The organism is Winogradskyella sp. SM1960 (genome assembly GCF_020179375.1).
GTDB classification, from domain to species: Bacteria; Bacteroidota; Bacteroidia; order Flavobacteriales; family Flavobacteriaceae; genus Winogradskyella; species Winogradskyella marina.
In genome coordinates, this window is sequence record NZ_JAICBG010000002.1 from 41,593 (window position 1) to 60,818 (window position 19,226).

Sequence of the window (19,226 nt, forward strand, 5' to 3'; positions counted from 1 at the left end):
ATAAATGAAGTATAACCTCATTATAGCCGACGATCATAAAATGTTTTTAGACGGTTTACTAAGTATTCTAGATACTGAAAGCGATTACAATATTCTATTTACAGCTAAGCATGGCGGACATGTTAAAAAATATATTTCAATAAATACCGAAGAACAAATAGACCTCGTTATTACTGATGTTACAATGCCAGAAGTTGATGGTATTGCTCTAAATAAGTGGATAAAGAAAACGGATAGAAATATAAAGACATTAGTGGTGAGTATGCACAACTCAGCAAAAATCATTGATGACCTCATAGAAAACAATGTAGATGGTTATCTTCAGAAAAATGCACAAAAAGAAGAATTCTTAAGAGCTATTGAAACGATTTTAGGTGGTGAAAAGTATTTCTCTAAAGAAATTAAGGATATCTACCTTCAAAATAAATTTGAAAAGAATAAGGAAAAGGAAATCAAACTAACAAAACGAGAAGTAGAGGTGATCTCGCTTATCGCGGAAGAGTTTACTACTCAAGAAATAGCAGATAAACTTTTTCTTAGCAAACATACCATTGAAAGTTATAGAAAAAACCTGATTACTAAGTTAAACGTTAGAAACCTCGCAGGATTAACTAAATACGCCATAAAAAAAGGGTATGTGTCTTAGTATGTTTCAACTATAATACTCATAATCGTTAAGGGCTCTATTTTTATAGAGTCCTTTTTTGTTCTCATGTGTTGTGCTAAACCCAAAGCAAATTCATTTCTACTTTAAAACATGGCATCTGTTTTAGTCTTCTTAATATAAAGATCGTGTTATTGATAAATAATAGTCTCATAGTGCAGATGTAGGATATTGATAATAATAGTTTTAGTAGTAATCACCCTGTTATCAGGGTATTCGTTTTTACTATAAAAGGGGTTATACAGCTAAGCTTACCGGTCTAAATTTGTATTAGAATATGAGAGGCACCAAAAAAAAGGAAAGGTGTTTCAATTATTAAATAACAAATATAAATTAACCATCAAAAAACACATTATGACTTTCGGAATTACATTAATCTTATTAAGCATCATTGCAGTACCATCTTTATTATTATCAAAAAAACCTAATGCAAAAGAACTCTTAGAAAAAATAGAACCATACCAAGGTTGGATCGGAATCATTTTTTGCTTTTATGGTGTTTGGGGAATTATCTTTTCAATATTAAACTTAGGTTGGTTGACAACATTCCCAATTTGGTGGATAACTTTATTAGCAGGAAGTATTGTCGAAGCTGTTTTAGGATTCATGTTAGGATTCAGCCTAATTAACAAATTCTTTTTGTCTAAAAATGCAGCCGCTAAGGAAAAAGCGATTGTGCTTAGAGAGAAGTTAGCACCAAAACAAGGTAAGCTTGGTGTTGTAGGCTTATTTGTAGGTGGTTGGATGATTGTTGCTTCAATCTTATTCTTTTAAACAAAAACGATAAAATCAGATTATTATGAAAAAAATTATTTTTTTAATGGCATTGGTATTTTCAGTGCCGTTAATTGCCCAAGAACACAGGAATACCATTACAGTAGTTGGGGAAACGCAGGCCGCTTTAGGAAATAGTAGTTATACAATTTTAATAAGCTTACAACCCATATTCGTGTACGAAGGTCAAACAGAAGTTGAGGTTGCGTCTTTGGCTGAAGCCAAGCAAAATTACATTAAACAATTAAAAGCAATCGGTATAGATTTTAGCAGGTTTAAAAGAAATGCATACTATGAGTTTATGACGTCGTATTCGTCAAATAGAGCGTCGGAATACTATTATATAAAAACTTCAAATAAAGAAGAGGTTAGGAAAATAACACGACTAAAATCTGCAGGAATGTCTATTGCAAACACGGATATAGATGCTCATATATTATCTAAAGAACAGTTAGTGGATCTTTCAAAAAAAGCCATAGATAATGCTGAGGAAAAAGCGGAAGCTTTAGCTAAAAAAATAGATAAAACTATTGGTGAAATTGTAACGATAGTAGATCAAAATACAAGTGAACAGTATATGCAAAGTTATGGGACTTCAACATCGCAAACTCATATTGTAACAGTGACCTTTGAATTAAAGTAAGTAAAAACGAAAACCTTTAAATAATCAATTAGTAATATTATCAGTATTCGCTTTTCTGTTGTGTTTTTAATGAAGAAGCTCAAAAATTCAAAATGTTTGAAAGTTCAGTTGAGAAGAAACTGGACCCTAAAACTATTAGAAGGACTATAAACAGAACAGTGATATTTTTTAAAACTAAGCACCTCTTTGTGTAAGTAAAGAGGTGCTTTTTTTAAGTCGTAAATATTGAGACTTAGAGTTTGGTATCTAATATTTTAGAACGACATTGTGTTTTTACGTTTTATGAGGAGTCTTTCTTTTCTATGAGTATTTTCCTTTTAGTCCTCAGTTCCCCACGGGGCACTAGGTGTTTCAATAGGTTTAGTTAAATCGAAACGCACGGTAAATAAACGATCAGTTCCAAGACGACGAAGATTATATGTTAAGCTCGTTTCATCTATTGTAAACCACCAAATATTAGTAGACGCAGGAGGTAATATTTCTGAAGTATGCTCATCTGCAGGAAACATTTGAAGGTTTGCTAAACCATGATTAGAACTTATGCCTCCATATTGGGTTAAATCTTCTTCCGATCCGTCTTCATGTCTATGATCGTGTTTAAGACTAATTATTTTATCATCATTCATTTTTAAAACCCAAGTACGAGATTTGTTTTCGCCAACAAAAAACGGAATTCTAAGGGTGTTCGTTTCACAGGATCGTACATGCATCACCAATTTTTCACCCACAAATCCGTCTCCTTCTTTTCCTCCTTCTATAATCTCACCTTCGTAGGCATTGCCACAATGTGCTTCTAGCTGTTCCCAAAAGTGTTCTGAATTGGTTTGTTCTTGAGCTATGAGTGTTACAGGTAATATAAGTAATACATAGAGTAATGTCTTCATAATTAATGTTCTAAATGAGTGTTTTTTCTAAGGGCTAAGATACTTTAATTATTGAAGTTAAATAATATTTAAAAAAAACAGTATCTTTTTTGCATTCAGGTTAAAGAATAAAGAAGATCAGTTAATCTAATGCATCTTAAATTTTAAATTGACGAAAAATGTAATCATGAAAAAAACACTACAAGTTGGCAATACTATAGCATTAATTTTTACTATAGTTATTAATTACCTTTCTAATACTGGCCTTTTAAATAACACAACAATTGGTGAGGTGTCTAATAGTTATAGATCGTTGTTTACACCTGCAGGGTACACGTTTGCGATTTGGGGACTCATTTACGTTATGCTATTAGGCTTCGTAATTTATCAAGGTAGAAGTCTGTTTGTAAAAGTTAAAAATGATGATTTTGTTTTAAAAACGGGTTGGTGGTTTATGCTGTCTTGTTTATTTAATTCACTTTGGGTATTTGCATGGATTTATGAATATACAGGCGTGTCTTGTATTTTTATTTTCTTATTGCTGTTTTCATTATTAAAGATTGTAGTCAACAACAGAATGGAATTAGACGATGAGCCATTACCCATTATTGCTTTTGTTTGGTGGCATTTTGTAATATATTCGGGTTGGGTAACTGTGGCGAGTATTGCTAATGTATCGACGTATTTAGTGAAAATGGGTTGGGATGGTTTTGGCTTGTCTAATGTAACATGGGCAATAATACTAATAATAATTGCAGTGGTTATTAATGTAGTGATGACCTGGAAACGTAATATGAGAGAGTTTGCCCTTGTAGGGGCTTGGGCTTTAATTGGTATAGGAAATGCTAATAAATTAACTAACGACACTATAATGTATATCGCCTTTATAGGTGCGGCGATATTAATAATTAGTAGTTCTATACATGCTTTTAAAAACCGTGATACGAATCCATTTGTTAAGCTTCAAGAACAGAAGAATTCATAAGGTTTAGAATATAATAGGCATTTTTTTAGAGTCAGGCTTAAAATAGCTGTAACTTCGCGGCAAATTAAAGGAGTGACCTAAATACGATTTCAAATAAGGAATAGTCAATTATAGAGTTTGCTTCATAAACTTTATATATGTCATTTAAATCATTGGGCTTATCTGAGCCTTTACTAAAAGCTATCCAAAAAAAAGGATACGAAACTCCATCACCAATTCAAGCCAAAGCCATTCCTCCAGTTTTAGAAGGAAAAGATGTGTTAGCATCAGCACAAACAGGAACAGGTAAAACAGCAGGCTTTACATTGCCATTGCTACACCTGTTGTCTAATAATACAGCACAAAGGCACAGACCAATTAGAGCCTTAATCTTAACTCCAACACGTGAGTTAGCAGCGCAAGTTTTTGCGAATGTAAAAGAGTATAGTGAGTTCTTAAATATAAGAAGTACTGTAATTTTTGGTGGAGTCAATCAAAAACCACAGGTTAATAAATTAAGTCAAGGAGTCGATGTTTTAGTGGCCACTCCAGGGCGTCTAATCGATTTAGAAAATCAAGGTGTATTATCCTTAAAACATGTTGAAATATTTGTTTTAGATGAAGCAGATCGTATGCTAGATATGGGGTTTTTACGCGATATTGAACGTGTGATGAAACTAATGCCAAATAAGCGACAGAATCTTATGTTTTCAGCAACATTCTCTAAAGACATTAAGAAATTGGCGTATTCAATTCTTAATAATCCAACTCAAGTTGAAGCCACACCAGAAAATACGGCTGTTGAGGTTATTGAACAAAAGGTGTATAGAGTTGCAAAAGGAAAAAAAACAGGATTAATAATAAAGTTAATTTCTGAAGGTGAATGGCAGCAGGTTCTAGTCTTTACAAGAACGAAACATGGAGCCAACAAGCTTTGTAAAAAAATGATTAGCGCAGGTATTACAGCTGCAGCTATACATGGTAATAAAAGTCAAGGAGCACGAACAAAAGCATTAGCCGGATTTAAAAACGGTACTGTTAGAGTTTTAGTAGCTACAGATATTGCAGCTAGAGGTTTAGATATTCCGTTATTACCACACGTTGTTAATTTTGAATTGCCGAACATATCTGAAGATTACGTTCATAGAATTGGTAGAACAGGTAGAGCAGGAGCCGAAGGGCAAGCGATATCTTTGGTTAGTGCAGACGAAACGGCCTATTTAAGAGGTATAGAAAAGTTAATTGGTGAAAAAATTGAAATGGAAATTGTTGAAGGTTTTGAGCCAGATCCAAATGCATCAACAGAACCCATAAAACCTGGACAGAATAGAAACAAAGGTCGTGGCAGAAGTTCTAATAGCAGAAACTCTGGAAAGTCTAAAAACTCAAATTCAGACCGAAATAAAAGTAGAAATAAAAGTAGAAATCGAAATCGAAATAATGATAATAGACGTTAGATAATGACTACAGCTTTAAAACATAAAATAATTGAGGTTTGCGATAAAAAGATCGCTCAAAAAGGAACCAATGTTGGCATCTCATTTTATGCGTTTTTTAAAAACAAAAATGATAATCCGGAGTTATTAATGGAAGCTGCAACTTGGTGGATTAAAACCCATCAATTAGATCATTTTGAAAAGGCTATTAAGATTAAGGAATTAGTTCAACATTAGTAGTCTGTTGTCATTCCTGCGTTGGCAGGAATCCATTATAAAAATAAATAGTATTATATTCTTGCTTTCATAGGAATTTCAGAATTATGTCATCACAACCCAATAACCCACTTCACGGAGTAAAGTTAGAACAGATTATAACTGAATTACAAGCGCACTATGGATGGGAATATATGGGGTATCAAATCAACATTCGCTGTTTTACGCACGATCCTTCTGTAAAATCTAGCTTAAAGTTTTTAAGACGTACACCATGGGCTAGAACTAAGGTAGAGCATATGTATCTAGATTATCTAAAAAAGAATAAGAATTAGTTTGAGCTAAACAAACAGGTGAATTTGAACTCTCGATTAAATTCTACCCAAAGTTTTACCTTTTTTCTTATCTAAATAATGCCGTAAAACTCCGCCTTTCACATTGTTCACATCAAATTCTACTATAAAAGCATTTTCGTCAATGTCTTCTATAATGCGATGCATTTTTTTAATGTCAATACGATTAATTATGGTGTGAATAATATCAAAATCTTGTTGTGCACCAGTACTTCCAAAGCCTTTAGAACCTTTGTACGTGGTTAAACCAACACCCAATTCCATCATAATAGCATTTTTAATTTTTGCATAATCATTAGAAACTATGGTGACACCTATAAAATCTTCAAAACCTTCAATAGTTAAATCGGTGACTTTAGCTGTAACAATATATGTAAGAATGGAGTAGAGGGCAATTTCTAAGGAAACTACCATTGCTGTGATACTAAACAATATAATATTAAACATTAGAATAACTTTTCCGATGCTCAATCCAAATTTATCATTGAGATAAATACCTAAAATTTCAGAACCATCTAAAACCGATCCATTTCTAATCGCAATACCAATTCCTGCTCCTAAACACAAACCACCAAATATAGAAATGAGCAGGTTGTCGTCGGTTATGGTGCCATAATCCCCAAAATGAATTAAGGAAGCAAAACCGAGAATACTAAGGATAGATTTAATAACAATACGCTTAGATACGGTATAATACCCAAGAACTAAAAATGGTAAACTGAATATAATTAGTGATAATGAAATGTTTATTCCAAAAAGATTGTTAACGAGTAGCGCCATTCCTGTAACGCCTCCATCTAAAAAACCATTTGGTAATAAAAAAGCTTTTAAACCAATACTGGCTAATACGATGCCAAATGTGATTTGACTAAATTCTGAAAAAAAATTATACGTTTTTGAGTGTCTCAAATGTTTAGTTTTTGTTCTGGAAAAGTTACAAAAACCATTTAAAACGCGATTAATTTATAATAATTATTTGAAGTTTATTTTCAAACCTAAATGTAGCCTTTCAATTGCCTTTTATTTGCCTAAGACCTTCATAGACTATAATACCTACAGCATTGGCTAAATTTATGCTTCTAATAGATTCGCTATAAAGCGGAATTTTAAAAAGTTGTGATTTGTGTTGCTCAATTAATGGTTTTGGTAATCCGACGGATTCTTTGCCAAAAACTAAAAATAGATCATCGGTAAAGTTGATGTCCCAATGCGATTTTGTGCCATGACTAGACAAAAACACCATTTTAGCATCTCTATTTTTTAAGAAAAAGTCATCGATGTTATCATAATAAATAACTTCTAAATGTTGCCAGTAATCGAGACCTGCACGTTTTAGGCGTTTGTCATCTATTTCAAATCCAAAGGGTTTAACTAAATGTAAAACAGAACCAGAAGCTAATGCTAACCGACCAATGTTTCCAGTGTTATTCGGAATTTCGGGTTCAATAAGGACAATATTAAGCGGCATTTTTACGTGTTGTTTTAATAATAATTAATCGTAGTAGCAACAGAAATGGGAATCCATGAAACACCACATCAAACCAATCTTTAAATCCCATGCCATTTGCTCCACCGGCAATCCACTGTATTTTACCCCAAATATGTGGCTCAGGAAAAAATGGAGCCAATCCTAAAGTTAAGCAGAGTAAGAGTATTAATTTCCAGTCGTTAAGTAATTTCATGGTATAAAAAAAGTCTATTCAAAGATATGAATAGACTTTTTAATTTTAAGTATTAATACTACTTTTTAGATTGTTGTTTCTTTATTGTTTTCTCGTCAATATCAAACGCATTTGTTTTCTGATTAACATTTCCCGAAGGATTTGTTGGAGTGGTTTGAGTTTTCGATATTTTAAATTTCTTTTTATCTTTTGTAATTCCCATAATCTCTCTTTTTTTTTGGTTCACTTTAATATAAAAAAATAAGAGGTCTTTTCTTCACAAGGCTTTCATAAAATCCCTGTGGTAAATGTTAAAACTACTTAAGAAGTCGGCGTAATGGAAGTGATAAACGAGTTGATGTCATTAATACCATTCTTAGTGACATGTTTAATAAAAGCACTTCCAATAATAGCCCCTTTTGCATATTGTGTAGCTTGTGTAAAGGTTTCATTATTTGAAATACCAAAACCTACAATTTGAGGATTATCTAATTTTAAATCGGCAATACGCTTAAAATAGGCCGTTTGTTCGTCGCCAAAACCAGAACTACCTCCTGTTACATTTGCAGAACTCACCATATAAATAAAGCCATCTGAAACCGAATCAATATAACGAATACGCTCTTCAGAGGTTTGTGGAGTAATTAATAAAACATTGATTAAACCATATTTTTCAAAAGTCGATTTGTATTCCGAATGATAAATATCTACAGGTAAATCAGGAATTATAAGTCCATCAATACCAACGTCTTGACATTTTTTACAAAACGCTTCAACTCCATATTGCAACATCGGATTAAAATACCCCATAATTATTAATGGTATAGAAACTGTTTTCCGAATATCTTTGAGTTGTTCAAATAATAACTCGCTAGTCATTCCATTGTCTAAAGCTTGTGTAGAACTTGCCTGTATAGTTGGGCCATCTGCTAACGGATCACTAAAAGGTAATCCTATTTCTAACATGTCTACACCACTTTTTTCAAGGTTTTCAATAATAGAAACTGTATCGTTTATATTTGGATAACCTGCTGTGAAATATATAGATAACAGTTTGTGGTCTTCGTTTAATTTTTGATGTATTCTGTTCAAAATTTATATGGTATTAACCTGAAATTTAATCAGGATTATAGATGCTAAATAAGCTGCCAATTTACAGAAAAACTGAGATATATTTGGGTTAGGCAACAACAAAATATCTAAATAATCCAATCGCTTTGGTGTTAGTTCATGCTATTAATCCTTCTGTACTGACCAATACCAACTATTTTTAATAACTCCGTGTATAATTATAAGCAAATTCTACCGTTATAGATTTGGTATTGAATTATATTTGCCACAACATAAAATCATCAATAAAACTCTTAATAAATGATGTTCTTTAAAAGACCGTTAATCATCGTTTTTCTTGTAATTTCTTCATTTGGTATGGCGCAAAAATCTGCCATCTATACAAATGACTTACAGGATTACCAAAAGGCATTAACATTATATAATAACAAACAGTTTAAAGCAGCACAATCTTTATTCGACGATGTAAAGTTGAATACAAATGATGCCACTATAGAATCCGACTGTGCTTATTATATTGCTAACTGTGCAGTACGTTTAAATCAGAATAATGCAGATCATCTTATTACTGAATTTGTGGAAGAATATCCAACAAGTACTAAAAAAAATACCGCATTTTTAGATGTAGCTGATTATTATTTTAACAACGGAAAATACGCTTATGCACGTAAGTGGTACGATAGAGTTGATGAACGTAATATGGCTCATGCAGAAAAGGAGCGTTTCAATTTTAATTATGGGTATTCCTTGTATTCTACCAAAGATGAAAAGCAGGCAACCAAGTATTTAAACCGTGTTGTAAATTCAAAAGAATACGGTTCACAAGCCAAATATTATATTGGTTTTATGGCGTATCAAGGGGATGATTATGATACGGCAAATGAATATTTTGATCAAGTGAGCGATAACGAAAAATATAAAGAGAAGTTGTCGTATTATCAAGCTGATTTAAATTTTAAATTAGGAAAGTTTGAAAAAGCTATTGAGCTTGCAGAAGAGCAATTGCCTAAAGTGAGAGGTATTGAAGAATCTGAATTGTCAAAAATTATTGGTGAAAGTTATTTTAATCTTGAAAAATACGCTGAAGCTATTCCATATTTAAAAGCATACCAAGGTAAAAAACGAAAGTGGAACAATACAGATTATTACCAATTAGGCTACGCCTATTACAAGCAAAATGATTTTGAAAGTGCCATTTCAGAATTCAATAAAATTATTGGAGGAAATAATCCTGTGGCTCAAAATGCGTATTACCATTTGGGTGAGAGTTATATCAACTTAGATAAAAAACAAGAAGCTTTAAATGCGTTTAGAAATGCTTCGCAAATGGATTACGATTTAAAAATTCAAGAAGATGCGTGGTTAAACTATGCTAAAATTAGTTATGATATTGGGAATCCTTATCAGTCCGTTCCTCAAGTTTTAACGGGTTATTTAAATCAATATCCAAATACAAATTATAAAGAAGAAGTAGAAACGTTATTAATTGATTCTTACATATCATCAAAGAATTATAAAGAAGCCTTAGAACTTTTAAATGGCAAAAACAGTTTTGAGAACAAAGCCGCATATCAAAAAGTTGCTTTTTTTAGAGCTGTAGAATTGTATAACGAAAATAAATACAACGAAGCCTTAGCGCTTTTTAATGGATCGTTAAAAGAATCCATTGACCCTGTTTTTGTGGCAAAAGCTACGTTTTGGAAAGCTGAAACCGAATATAATTTAACCAATTATAACGATGCTTTAATAGGCTTTAAACAATTTGATGGTTTTAGTGAATCGGCGAGTTTACCAGAAAACGAAAATCTAAATTACAACTTGGCTTACACCTATTTTAAGTTAAAAGATTACACAAACGCTTCAAGTTATTTTGAAAAATTCATCAACAATAAATCGAATGATAGGTTGCGACAGAATGATGCCTATTTAAGATTGGCTGATGGTTATTTTGTGTCTAGTAATTATAGTGATGCTATTAATGCTTACAAAAAAGCGAATCAGATTAATGAAATAGAATCAGATTATGCAGCTTTTCAAATAGCAATGAGTCAAGGGTATTTAGGGAAGAGTTCCGATAAGATAACGGAATTGAAATCGTTTATAAATACGTATCCAAAATCGGCATTACGAGATGATGCCATGTATGAGTTGGCAAATTCATATGTGAAATCTAACGATACCGATAAAGCCATGCAGATGTATGATCGTTTAAATACGGAATACAAAACAAGTGCGTTTACATCAAAAGCATTATTACGACAAGGATTAGTGTATTATAATAGTAATGATAATTCGCGAGCGCTCACTAAATTCAAAAAAGTAGCAACGGATTTTCCAGGTTCTGGTGAAGCAGTTCAAGCGGTTTCAACGGTTCGATTAATTTATATCGATTTAGGTCAAGTTGATGAGTACGCATCTTGGGTTAGAACTTTAGATTATGTTGAGGTTTCTGATGTTGAGCTAGATAACACCACCTATTTAGCGGCAGAAAAACCATATTTAGATAATGAAACAGATAAAGCAATTCGTCAGTTTAATAAATATTTATCACAGTTTCCAAACGGTATTAGCAGTTTAAAAGCGCATTTCTATTTGGCACAATTGTATTACAAAAAGAATTTGTTCGATAATGCACAACCACATTACAAAACTGTCGTTGAGGCACCAAAATCGGAATACTCAGAACAAGCCACAGTAAAGTTGTGTGAGATTTATTTAAGTAAATCAGATTGGGAAAACGCAATTCTTGTCTTGCAAGGACTAGAGGTAGAAGCCGATTATCCGCAGAACGTCATTTATGCACAGTCTAATTTAATGAATGCTTATTACCAAACAGAAGACTACGTAAAAGCAGAAAACTATGCTGAAAAAGTATTGAGCCATCCAAAATTAGATAACAAAGTAAAGAGTGATGCTAAATTAATTATAGCACGTTCAGCCATTAAAACAGGAAATGAAACAAAAGCAAAAACAGCTTACGCTGAAGTTGAACAACTAGCCACAGGAAGTGTTGCTGCCGAAGCTTTATTTTACAACGGTTATTTTAAAAATAAAGCAGGAGAATACGAAGCATCAAATACAACCATTCAAAAATTAGCTAAAGATTACGGAAGTTATAAACTGTTTAGCGCAAAAGGCTTGGTGGTTATGGCTAAGAATTTTTATGCTTTAGAAGATGCGTTTCAAGCCACTTATATTTTAGAAAGTGTAATTAGTAATTTTCCGGAATTTACAGAGGTTGTGAACGAAGCAACAGAGGAATTAAACAAAATAAAAGCAGAAGAAGCTAAGACAAATTCATCAATCGAAACAGACGATAACTAGAATCCCTTTGAAAAAAGGGATCTTATGAATCGTAAAAATATTTGCAATCAAACAAATACACATGAAAACTAAATATATCATCTTATCAATCTTCACGTTGAGTTTAACATTCAGTTATGCTCAAGAAAAAGACACCATTGCAGACCAAACGGTCAACGTTGTAAAACCATATACACCAACAATTTCGGATGCCTTTAAGATTAAGGATAACCCTAAATTGAGTGATTCTAATGCGGTAAAGAAAAAGGAAATTAAGTATAATATTTTCTCCATTCCTGTAGCGTCAACATTTACACCTGCGAAAGGAAAAGCAGCGACAGTAGATAGAGCTAAAGCGGTGAAATTATATGACAATTATGCTTCATTAGGTTTTGGGTCATACACAACCATTTTGGGCGAAGTGTATCTTAACCATGAGTTAAGTAGAGATGAAAATGTCGGTGGTTATTTTAGTCACCATTCTTCACAAGGAGGAATTGATAATGTACTTTTAGATGACGATTTTTCTAAAACAAAACTAAATGCTTACTATAAAAAAAGTGATAGAGATTTTACCTGGCAAGTCGATGGTGGGTTTAATTTACAAACCTATAATTGGTATGGTGTTTCTCAAGATTATTATTTAGAAAGCGATTTGGATGGGGTTGATGCTGGCCAGACCTATAATGATTTGTATGTTGGTGGTAAGATAGATTTTGAAGATGCTATAGTTAAAGACGCAAGTCTTAGATTTAGACGTTTTGGAGATAATCATGATTCTGCAGAAAATAGATTAATTGCTAAAACTAGTTTCGATTTTCCTGTACAAGCTGAAATTATTAACGCAGAGCTATCAGTAGATTATATCAGTGGTTATTTTGAAGGAGATTTGGATACTACTGCCGAAATTAACTACGGGAATGTAACTTTGGGTTTTGCTCCTTCTTTTCAAATGACACGAGATGATTTAACGTTGGATTTAGGAGTTAAATTGGTTTATCTAAATGATACAGAGTTTAGTGAAAGTAAGTTTTTTATCTACCCAAATATTGAAGCGTCTTACCGTATAGTCGATGAATTATTAATTGCTTATGGTGGACTTAAAGGCGATTTAATTCAGAATTCTTATTATGATTTTGCCAATGAAAATCCGTTTGTATCTCCTACCTTATTTATTACTCCAACCGATCAGCAATACAAAACCTTTGTTGGTGTAAAAGGAAAACTGACAAATAGTATGGGTTATAATTTAAAAGCGAATTATGCTTCTGAACAGAATAAGGCGTTGTACAAATCAAATCCGGCTTCAAATGCTCCATTATCGGTATATCAATATGGAAATTCATTCAACATTACTTATGATGATGTAACTACGTTTTCGGTAGCAGGTGAATTAAATGTAGACTTGAATAGAAATTTTACTATGGGACTAAAAGGAGAGTTTTTTGCGTATAATACAGATAACCAAGCTGAAGCATGGAACTTACCAGATCTTACAGCATCTCTTTTCGTAGATTATCAAATTTCTGAACAATGGTTTGCTGGGTCAAGCTTGTTCTTTGTTGGCGAGCGTAAGGATCAGGAAATTTTTGTTGATGAACTTAATCCATTAAATACTATAGTAACAACAATGTCATTAGATAGTTACTTTGATCTTAATGCGCATGTTGGTTATAAGATAAACGATCAATTTTCAGTCTTTGGTAAAGCTAACAATATCGCTAATCAAGATTATGACCGTTGGTTAAACTTCCCTGTACAAGGGCTTCAACTTTTAGCCGGAGCAACGTATCAGTTTGATTTCTAGTTCCTACGAAAGTGGGAATCTCATGATGTAATTCGTCATTGAGAGAGCAATGAAATTAACTGTAATATTGAAATCACAGATTGTTATAATTCAAAAGCGTTCCAATTCGGAGCGCTTTTCTTATTTTTACAATCACTTATCAGGCTAAAATTGTATGTTCTGAGCATAGTCGAAGCATCCAAGACCTAACAAAAACAGTATGTCAAAAATGAAAAAACTTCTTTTTATCCTAATTTTAATAACAACGTTTTCTTGTGAAAAAGAAAAGGAACAAGCCGACTTAATCGTCACTAACGCCAATATTTACACAGTAGATGATGCTTTTAGTAAAGCAGAAGCATTTGCTGTAAAAGACGGGAAAATTATTGCCGTTGGTACTACATCTGAAATAGCTAATAAGTATCAAACTGTGGATACACTCAACGCTGATGGAAAAACAATTGTTCCAGGATTTATAGATGCACATTGTCACTTTTTAGGTTTAGGTTTTAATCAGCAAGTTGCCAATTTAGTTGGAGCTAAAAGTTTTGAGGAAATGATGAAACGTGTTTTGAATTTTCAAAATAAGCACAATAATGATTTTATTTTAGGTAGAGGATGGGATCAAAACGATTGGGAAGACAAACAATTCCCAAATAAAAAGCTATTAGATAAACTATATCCTAATACTCCAGTGGCTTTAACACGTATTGATGGTCATGCTATATTAGCCAATCAGGCGGCTTTAGATTTAGGAAATGTAACAGTGAACAGTAAAATTGAAGGAGGTGAAGTTATGGTCGAAGATGGACAACTCACCGGAATTTTAATTGATAATGCAGAAAGTTTAGTAATGAATTATTGGCCAGAACCGACGCGGTCCGATATAACAAATGCGCTATTGGAAGCTCAAAAATTGTGTTTCGATTTGGGTTTAACAACTGTTGATGATGCAGGATTGGGTAAAGATGCTATAGAAATTATAGATAGCCTTCAAAAATCTGGTGAACTAAAAATGCGCATTTATGCTATGGTGTCGCATACAAACGAGAATTTAGATTATTTCTTAGATAAAGGAATTACAAAAACCGATCGTTTAAATGTGCGTTCATTTAAGTTTTATGCCGATGGAGCTTTAGGCTCAAGAGGAGCAATGCTTAAAGAACCATATAGTGATAAACCAGGTCATTTGGGTTTACTGGTAACGGATTTAGAAACCATGAAAGCATCGGCAGAACGCATTGCAAATTCAGAATTTCAAATGAATACACATGCCATTGGTGATTCTGCTAATAGAGCGGTTTTAGAAACCTATAACAAAGTACTTAATGGAAAAGACGATAGACGTTGGCGAGTAGAACATGCCCAAATCGTATCTGATGAAGATTTTGAGTTGTACAAAAATATAATGCCATCCATTCAGCCAACACATGCCACTAGCGATATGTATTGGGCAGAAGATAGAGTAGGAGAAGAACGTATTAAAGGAGCTTATGCTTACAAACAATTATTAGATGCTTATGGAAAAGTCGCTTTAGGAACTGATTTTCCGGTGGAACAGGTGAGTCCGTTTTTAACATTTTACGCAGCTGTGGCAAGACAAGATTTGGAACACTATCCAGAAGGTGGTTTTCAAATGGAAAATGCATTAAGTAGAGAAGACGCTTTAAAAGGAATGACCATTTGGGCTGCTTATTCTAATTTTGAAGAAAACGAAAAAGGAAGTATTGAAGTTGGAAAATTTGCCGATTTTATCATTTTAGATAAAGACATCATGACGGTCGATGCTAGGCAAATTCCTCATATTAAAGTGTTGAAAACTGTTGTTGGTGGTGAGGTGCAGTAGTAACGTTTGAAGCTCGCAAAGTCGCAGAGCCGCAATGTTTTGATTAAAATTATGAGTTCTTTTTTTGCGTTTCAGTCTTTGCGACTTAGCGTCTTTGCGCGAAATTTGTTTTTTCTATTTAATAACAGTAAAAGTGTTAGTTGGAATACGATTATTATGAATTATCTTATTTGTTTTTCCACAAAGATTCACAGAGTAAAAAAACACAGAGATACACCGAGAACTTATATTTAACTGTCATAAATTGTTCATATATGGACAAATAAACACTCCGTGAATCTCTGCGAATCTCCGAGAAACTCAGTGTAACCACCTAATATAGCCGCGCCAAATAATCAAAATGCTCACCATCCATAACCTTTTCGCATTTTAACCCAACCGTTAAACACGCCGTTTTCAACGTTTCAAAATCGAGATATAACCATTTCATTGGTGTTTCTTTTTCACCTTTATAGGATAGAAAATAATCTAACTCACCAGGGTAACCTTGGTTGAGGTCTAACCACATACCACCATCGTCATCTTCATACATATAAGAAATATCGGAAGAATCAATGAGTATTTGTCCTTCAGGATTTAAAAGCAGCTTCAGATGTTTCAAATAGTTTGCAACGTCTTTTAATTCTTGAAAAATCCCTGTGCCATTCATTAACAATAAAATGGTGTCAAAAGTTTCTGTTTCTTCTAAAAGTGGTTTCAATTCAACATTTAAAACACCTCGCATTTTGGCAACTTCTACAGCACCTTCAGAGCTGTCTATGGCTTTCACCTTCAGAGCTTTATTTTGTAACCATAAGGAGTGACTTCCAGATCCGCAACCAACATCTAAAACAGATCCTTTGGCTAATTTTAATGCTTTTTGTTCTAGCTTAGGCATTTCAGAAAAAGCTCTAAATAAATAGGGAAGCGGTAAGGCATCTTCATCCGAAATATTGGTCGAGGTGATAATATCTTCAGAATAATTGCCATTCTGATAATCTAATAGTGCTTTTCCAAAGAGATCTTTTTTCATAGTCAGTTGTCAGTTCGATTGATTTCGATTTTTATCGAAATTGTATCGAGAACTTTAATTAAATTTGTGTTATGCAAGACCAAATTAATAATCTTCCAAAGCTCGCCAAAGATAAGCATAAGGAGAATAAAACCTTTTTTAAGAAGTTAAAAAAGAAACCACCAAAACAGTTAGATTATCTAATGCAAGAATTGCATGAAGATGAGTTTGAACGCACAGATTGTTTAGAATGTGCCAATTGCTGTAAAACAACAGGACCTTTGTTTACACCAAAAGATATCAATCGCATTGCAAAATTTTTTAGAATGAAAGAGCAGCAATTCATAGAAACCTATTTGCGCTTAGATGAGGAAAACGATTATGTATTGCAATCCGTACCTTGTACATTTTTAGGTGCCGATAATTACTGTTCTATTTATGATGTACGCCCAAAGGCATGTAGCGAATTTCCACATACAGATAGAAAGAAGTTTCAGCAAATCTCTAATTTAACGCTTAAGAATGTAGCTATTTGTCCTGCAGCATATAATATTGTTGAAGAAATGAAAAAGAGAATTCAACTATAAATAGGTTGATTTTCGGAATAATTTTTGATGCTTAATTGATTAAAATCAAACAATGAATAAATTAGTCATCTCATACCTATTTCTCTTATTAGCTTTTAACTTTTCGCATTCACAAGCCTGGATGACGAATTTAGATATTGCACAAAAATTAGCCTTAGCTCAAAACAAAATGGTGTTGATGGTGTGGGAAGAAAGTACCAAGTATCCATATGATGTACTGGCAAATGACGATACTGGTAAAATTGTTTATTTCGAAAACATGTTTGAAAGTGAAACCCTTAGTCCTATAATCTGGAAATATTTTGTGCCAGTTATAGTAAAAGAACATAATTATGCCGAGTTGTTTGCAGAAATAGACGGCAAACGATCTCAGGAGTATATTGATAAGTTTAATGATGATAGTATTAAAATAATGGATGTTAATGGGAATATCTTAAATGTCTCAGATTACTACGGAAATTATCAAAATATCACAAAAATAATTACTAATTATGGTTTAAATACGAGTTACTTTACACCAGAGTTAAAAAGTTATAAAATAGAACGTGATTTTTATGCAGCGTTTTATTTAGCGTCTAAGTATTTCGACTATTCTTTGTATTTGAAAAAAAAGGTCAGACTTGCTGTACTCGATTTAGGGTTAATTTATTTAGATGAAGCCTCTGAGTTAATTGCAACAAATCCAACAAAAGACCAACAGGTATTAGAAGAACGGGTGGCACTTTTAGAAATTCAACAATATTTAATAAAAAAACGACCAAAAAAAGTGCTAAGACAATTAAGACGCATGGATGCTGAAGACGTAGAAACGAATAATCAATCATTGGCAGCGTTATTATATTACAGTGCATACAAGTCAATAAAAGATGAAACCAATGCGGCATTATGGGAATCTAAAATTTCTTCAGTAAATTTGAGGAAAGCACAATTGTTTATCAATCTAAACTCATAAAGTTATTGGAAAGTATTCTTACATATTTTGAAACTATTCCTACATCGCATCGAAGTCTTATCTTAGTTGGTGGACTTACTTTCTTTTGGTTATTAGAAGGTGGTATTCCTCTGTTTAAATTTAAATACAAAAAATGGAGACATGCAATTCCAAATTTGTTCTTTACACTAACCACAATTATTATAAATTTTGCACTCGCATTTTTATTGTTGTGGTCATCAGATTGGGTGAAGGCCAATGATTTTGGTATTATAAATTGGTTACCACAAATGCCGTTATGGTTATATGTCTTAGTAGGTGTGTTTTTACTCGATTTTTTTGGTGCGTATTTAGCACATTACATAGAACATAAAGTAAAACCACTTTGGATGGTGCACATAGTACATCATACAGATCATAGCGTTGACACAACGACTGGAAATAGACATCACCCAATAGAAAGTTTAATTCGATTTCTGTTTACCTTATTAGGTGTTTTTGTGGTTGGTACTCCAATAGCTTTGGTTATGATTTACCAGGCTATGTCGCTTATTTTTACACAATTAACACATGCTAATATTAAAATGCCAAAAGGTTTAGATAAAGCCTTAAGTTATGTCATTGTGTCTCCAGATATGCACAAAATTCATCACCATTATAGATTACCGTATACAGACTCTAACTTTGGTAATATCTTTAGTATTTGGGATCGGTTGTTAGGAACTTATAGGTATATGGATCGTGAAAAATTAATCTATGGAGTGGATGTGTTTCCAGATGAAGTAAAAAACGGAAACATTAAAGAGCTACTTAAACAGCCTTTCCAAAAGTATGAAAAACAAACACTTTCGGCAGATAGTGAGCATTAGAAGTCTTTCTTTTAAACGTTTGACACTTATATACTGAAACTTTAATTCTATTTATCCAAAGCATTATATCAATCAGAAGAAATACTAACGTGAAGTATATTGGATTATTTTAAGTGTGTCGATTAAGCCCATTTAAATGGTTGAAAAACAGTATCATTAACAAAGTAAACAGTTCCTCTGGTTTTTATGTAGTTTATAGATGTTCTTTTGAATTGTACTAAAAATCGCGTTATGTTTAGTCGGGATTAATAACATATTGTTGAGTTAG

General features: G+C 32.9%; 20 protein-coding genes. 13 read left to right on the forward strand and 7 right to left on the reverse strand.

Going from position 1 to position 19,226, the window contains the following annotated elements; all coding sequences use genetic code 11:
• Nucleotides 1–4: 4 nt before the first annotated feature.
• From K1X16_RS06180 to K1X16_RS06190, 3 genes are all read left to right on the forward strand, one after another.
• Nucleotides 5–646, forward strand: a complete 642-nt coding sequence (locus K1X16_RS06180) for a response regulator transcription factor (protein ID WP_195872613.1) — start codon at nt 5–7, stop codon at nt 644–646.
• Between the two features lie 372 nt (nt 647–1,018).
• Nucleotides 1,019–1,438 carry a hypothetical protein gene (locus K1X16_RS06185; protein WP_225035443.1) on the forward strand — a complete coding sequence of 140 codons (420 nt, stop codon included), beginning with the start codon at nt 1,019–1,021 and terminating at the stop codon, nt 1,436–1,438.
• Between the two features lie 25 nt (nt 1,439–1,463).
• On the forward strand, nt 1,464–2,081 hold the full coding sequence (locus K1X16_RS06190; protein WP_225035444.1) for an SIMPL domain-containing protein: 618 nt from the start codon (nt 1,464–1,466) through the stop codon (nt 2,079–2,081).
• A 317-nt stretch (nt 2,082–2,398) separates the two neighbouring features.
• Here K1X16_RS06190 and K1X16_RS06195 read toward each other — a convergent pair whose 3' ends face one another.
• Nucleotides 2,399–2,965, reverse strand: a complete 567-nt coding sequence (locus K1X16_RS06195) for a hypothetical protein (RefSeq protein WP_195872610.1) — start codon at nt 2,963–2,965, stop codon at nt 2,399–2,401.
• A gap of 166 nt (nt 2,966–3,131) precedes the next feature.
• Between K1X16_RS06195 and K1X16_RS06200 the strand changes: the two genes are divergently transcribed.
• The 4 genes from K1X16_RS06200 (at nt 3,132) to K1X16_RS06215 (ending at nt 5,895) form a co-directional block, all read left to right on the forward strand.
• The gene (locus K1X16_RS06200; RefSeq protein ID WP_225035445.1) at nt 3,132–3,929 is read left to right on the forward strand and encodes a tryptophan-rich sensory protein; all 798 of its coding nucleotides are present in this window, start codon (nt 3,132–3,134) and stop codon (nt 3,927–3,929) included.
• Between the two features lie 137 nt (nt 3,930–4,066).
• Nucleotides 4,067–5,365: a DEAD/DEAH box helicase gene (locus K1X16_RS06205; RefSeq protein WP_225035446.1), complete on the forward strand. Its 1,299-nt coding sequence runs from the start codon at nt 4,067–4,069 to the stop codon at nt 5,363–5,365.
• A 3-nt stretch (nt 5,366–5,368) separates the two neighbouring features.
• Nucleotides 5,369–5,581: a DUF6500 family protein gene (locus K1X16_RS06210; protein WP_225035447.1), complete on the forward strand. Its 213-nt coding sequence runs from the start codon at nt 5,369–5,371 to the stop codon at nt 5,579–5,581.
• Between the two features lie 86 nt (nt 5,582–5,667).
• Nucleotides 5,668–5,895, forward strand: a complete 228-nt coding sequence (locus K1X16_RS06215) for a VF530 family DNA-binding protein (RefSeq protein WP_225035448.1) — start codon at nt 5,668–5,670, stop codon at nt 5,893–5,895.
• A 36-nt stretch (nt 5,896–5,931) separates the two neighbouring features.
• On the opposite strand, the gene K1X16_RS06220 is transcribed toward K1X16_RS06215, so the two are convergent.
• The 5 genes from K1X16_RS06220 to trpA form a co-directional block, all read right to left on the reverse strand.
• Nucleotides 5,932–6,822, reverse strand: a complete 891-nt coding sequence (locus K1X16_RS06220) for a YitT family protein (protein WP_225035449.1) — start codon at nt 6,820–6,822, stop codon at nt 5,932–5,934.
• A 100-nt stretch (nt 6,823–6,922) separates the two neighbouring features.
• The gene (locus tag K1X16_RS06225) at nt 6,923–7,381 is read right to left on the reverse strand and encodes a tRNA (cytidine(34)-2'-O)-methyltransferase (RefSeq protein ID WP_195872605.1); all 459 of its coding nucleotides are present in this window, start codon (nt 7,379–7,381) and stop codon (nt 6,923–6,925) included.
• The gene (locus K1X16_RS06230; RefSeq protein ID WP_195872604.1) at nt 7,371–7,595 is read right to left on the reverse strand and encodes a hypothetical protein; all 225 of its coding nucleotides are present in this window, start codon (nt 7,593–7,595) and stop codon (nt 7,371–7,373) included. The genes K1X16_RS06225 and K1X16_RS06230 overlap by 11 nt, the downstream gene beginning before the upstream one ends.
• 58 nt (nt 7,596–7,653) lie before the next feature.
• The gene (locus tag K1X16_RS06235) at nt 7,654–7,797 is read right to left on the reverse strand and encodes a hypothetical protein (RefSeq protein WP_195872603.1); all 144 of its coding nucleotides are present in this window, start codon (nt 7,795–7,797) and stop codon (nt 7,654–7,656) included.
• Between the two features lie 98 nt (nt 7,798–7,895).
• The gene (trpA, locus tag K1X16_RS06240) at nt 7,896–8,666 is read right to left on the reverse strand and encodes a tryptophan synthase subunit alpha (RefSeq protein ID WP_225035450.1); all 771 of its coding nucleotides are present in this window, start codon (nt 8,664–8,666) and stop codon (nt 7,896–7,898) included.
• A 279-nt stretch (nt 8,667–8,945) separates the two neighbouring features.
• Between trpA and K1X16_RS06245 the strand changes: the two genes are divergently transcribed.
• From K1X16_RS06245 to K1X16_RS06255, 3 genes are all read left to right on the forward strand, one after another.
• Nucleotides 8,946–11,969, forward strand: a complete 3,024-nt coding sequence (locus K1X16_RS06245; protein ID WP_225035451.1) for a tetratricopeptide repeat protein — start codon at nt 8,946–8,948, stop codon at nt 11,967–11,969.
• A gap of 61 nt (nt 11,970–12,030) precedes the next feature.
• Nucleotides 12,031–13,755 (forward strand): TonB-dependent receptor, encoded by a 1,725-nt coding sequence (locus K1X16_RS06250; RefSeq protein ID WP_225035452.1) that lies wholly within the window; start codon nt 12,031–12,033, stop codon nt 13,753–13,755.
• Between the two features lie 208 nt (nt 13,756–13,963).
• A complete protein-coding gene (locus tag K1X16_RS06255) occupies nt 13,964–15,580 on the forward strand; it encodes an amidohydrolase (protein WP_225035453.1) in 1,617 nt (538 codons plus the stop codon).
• 313 nt (nt 15,581–15,893) lie between these two features.
• Here the strand turns inward: K1X16_RS06255 and K1X16_RS06260 are convergent, their stop codons facing one another.
• Complete coding sequence (locus tag K1X16_RS06260) at nt 15,894–16,592, reverse strand: class I SAM-dependent methyltransferase (protein WP_225035454.1); 699 nt, start codon at nt 16,590–16,592, stop codon at nt 15,894–15,896.
• 71 nt (nt 16,593–16,663) lie between these two features.
• Here K1X16_RS06260 and K1X16_RS06265 point away from each other — a divergent pair, with 71 nt between their 5' ends.
• The 3 genes from K1X16_RS06265 to K1X16_RS06275 are packed head-to-tail and all read left to right on the forward strand — an operon-like array spanning nt 16,664 to nt 18,958.
• The gene (locus tag K1X16_RS06265) at nt 16,664–17,158 is read left to right on the forward strand and encodes a YkgJ family cysteine cluster protein (protein WP_195872597.1); all 495 of its coding nucleotides are present in this window, start codon (nt 16,664–16,666) and stop codon (nt 17,156–17,158) included.
• Nucleotides 17,159–17,210: 52 nt separating this feature from the next.
• Nucleotides 17,211–18,110 (forward strand): hypothetical protein, encoded by a 900-nt coding sequence (locus K1X16_RS06270; RefSeq protein ID WP_225035455.1) that lies wholly within the window; start codon nt 17,211–17,213, stop codon nt 18,108–18,110.
• A 5-nt stretch (nt 18,111–18,115) separates the two neighbouring features.
• Nucleotides 18,116–18,958, forward strand: coding sequence for a sterol desaturase family protein (locus K1X16_RS06275; RefSeq protein ID WP_225035456.1), 843 nt, complete (start codon nt 18,116–18,118; stop codon nt 18,956–18,958).
• Nucleotides 18,959–19,226: the final 268 nt, after the last annotated feature.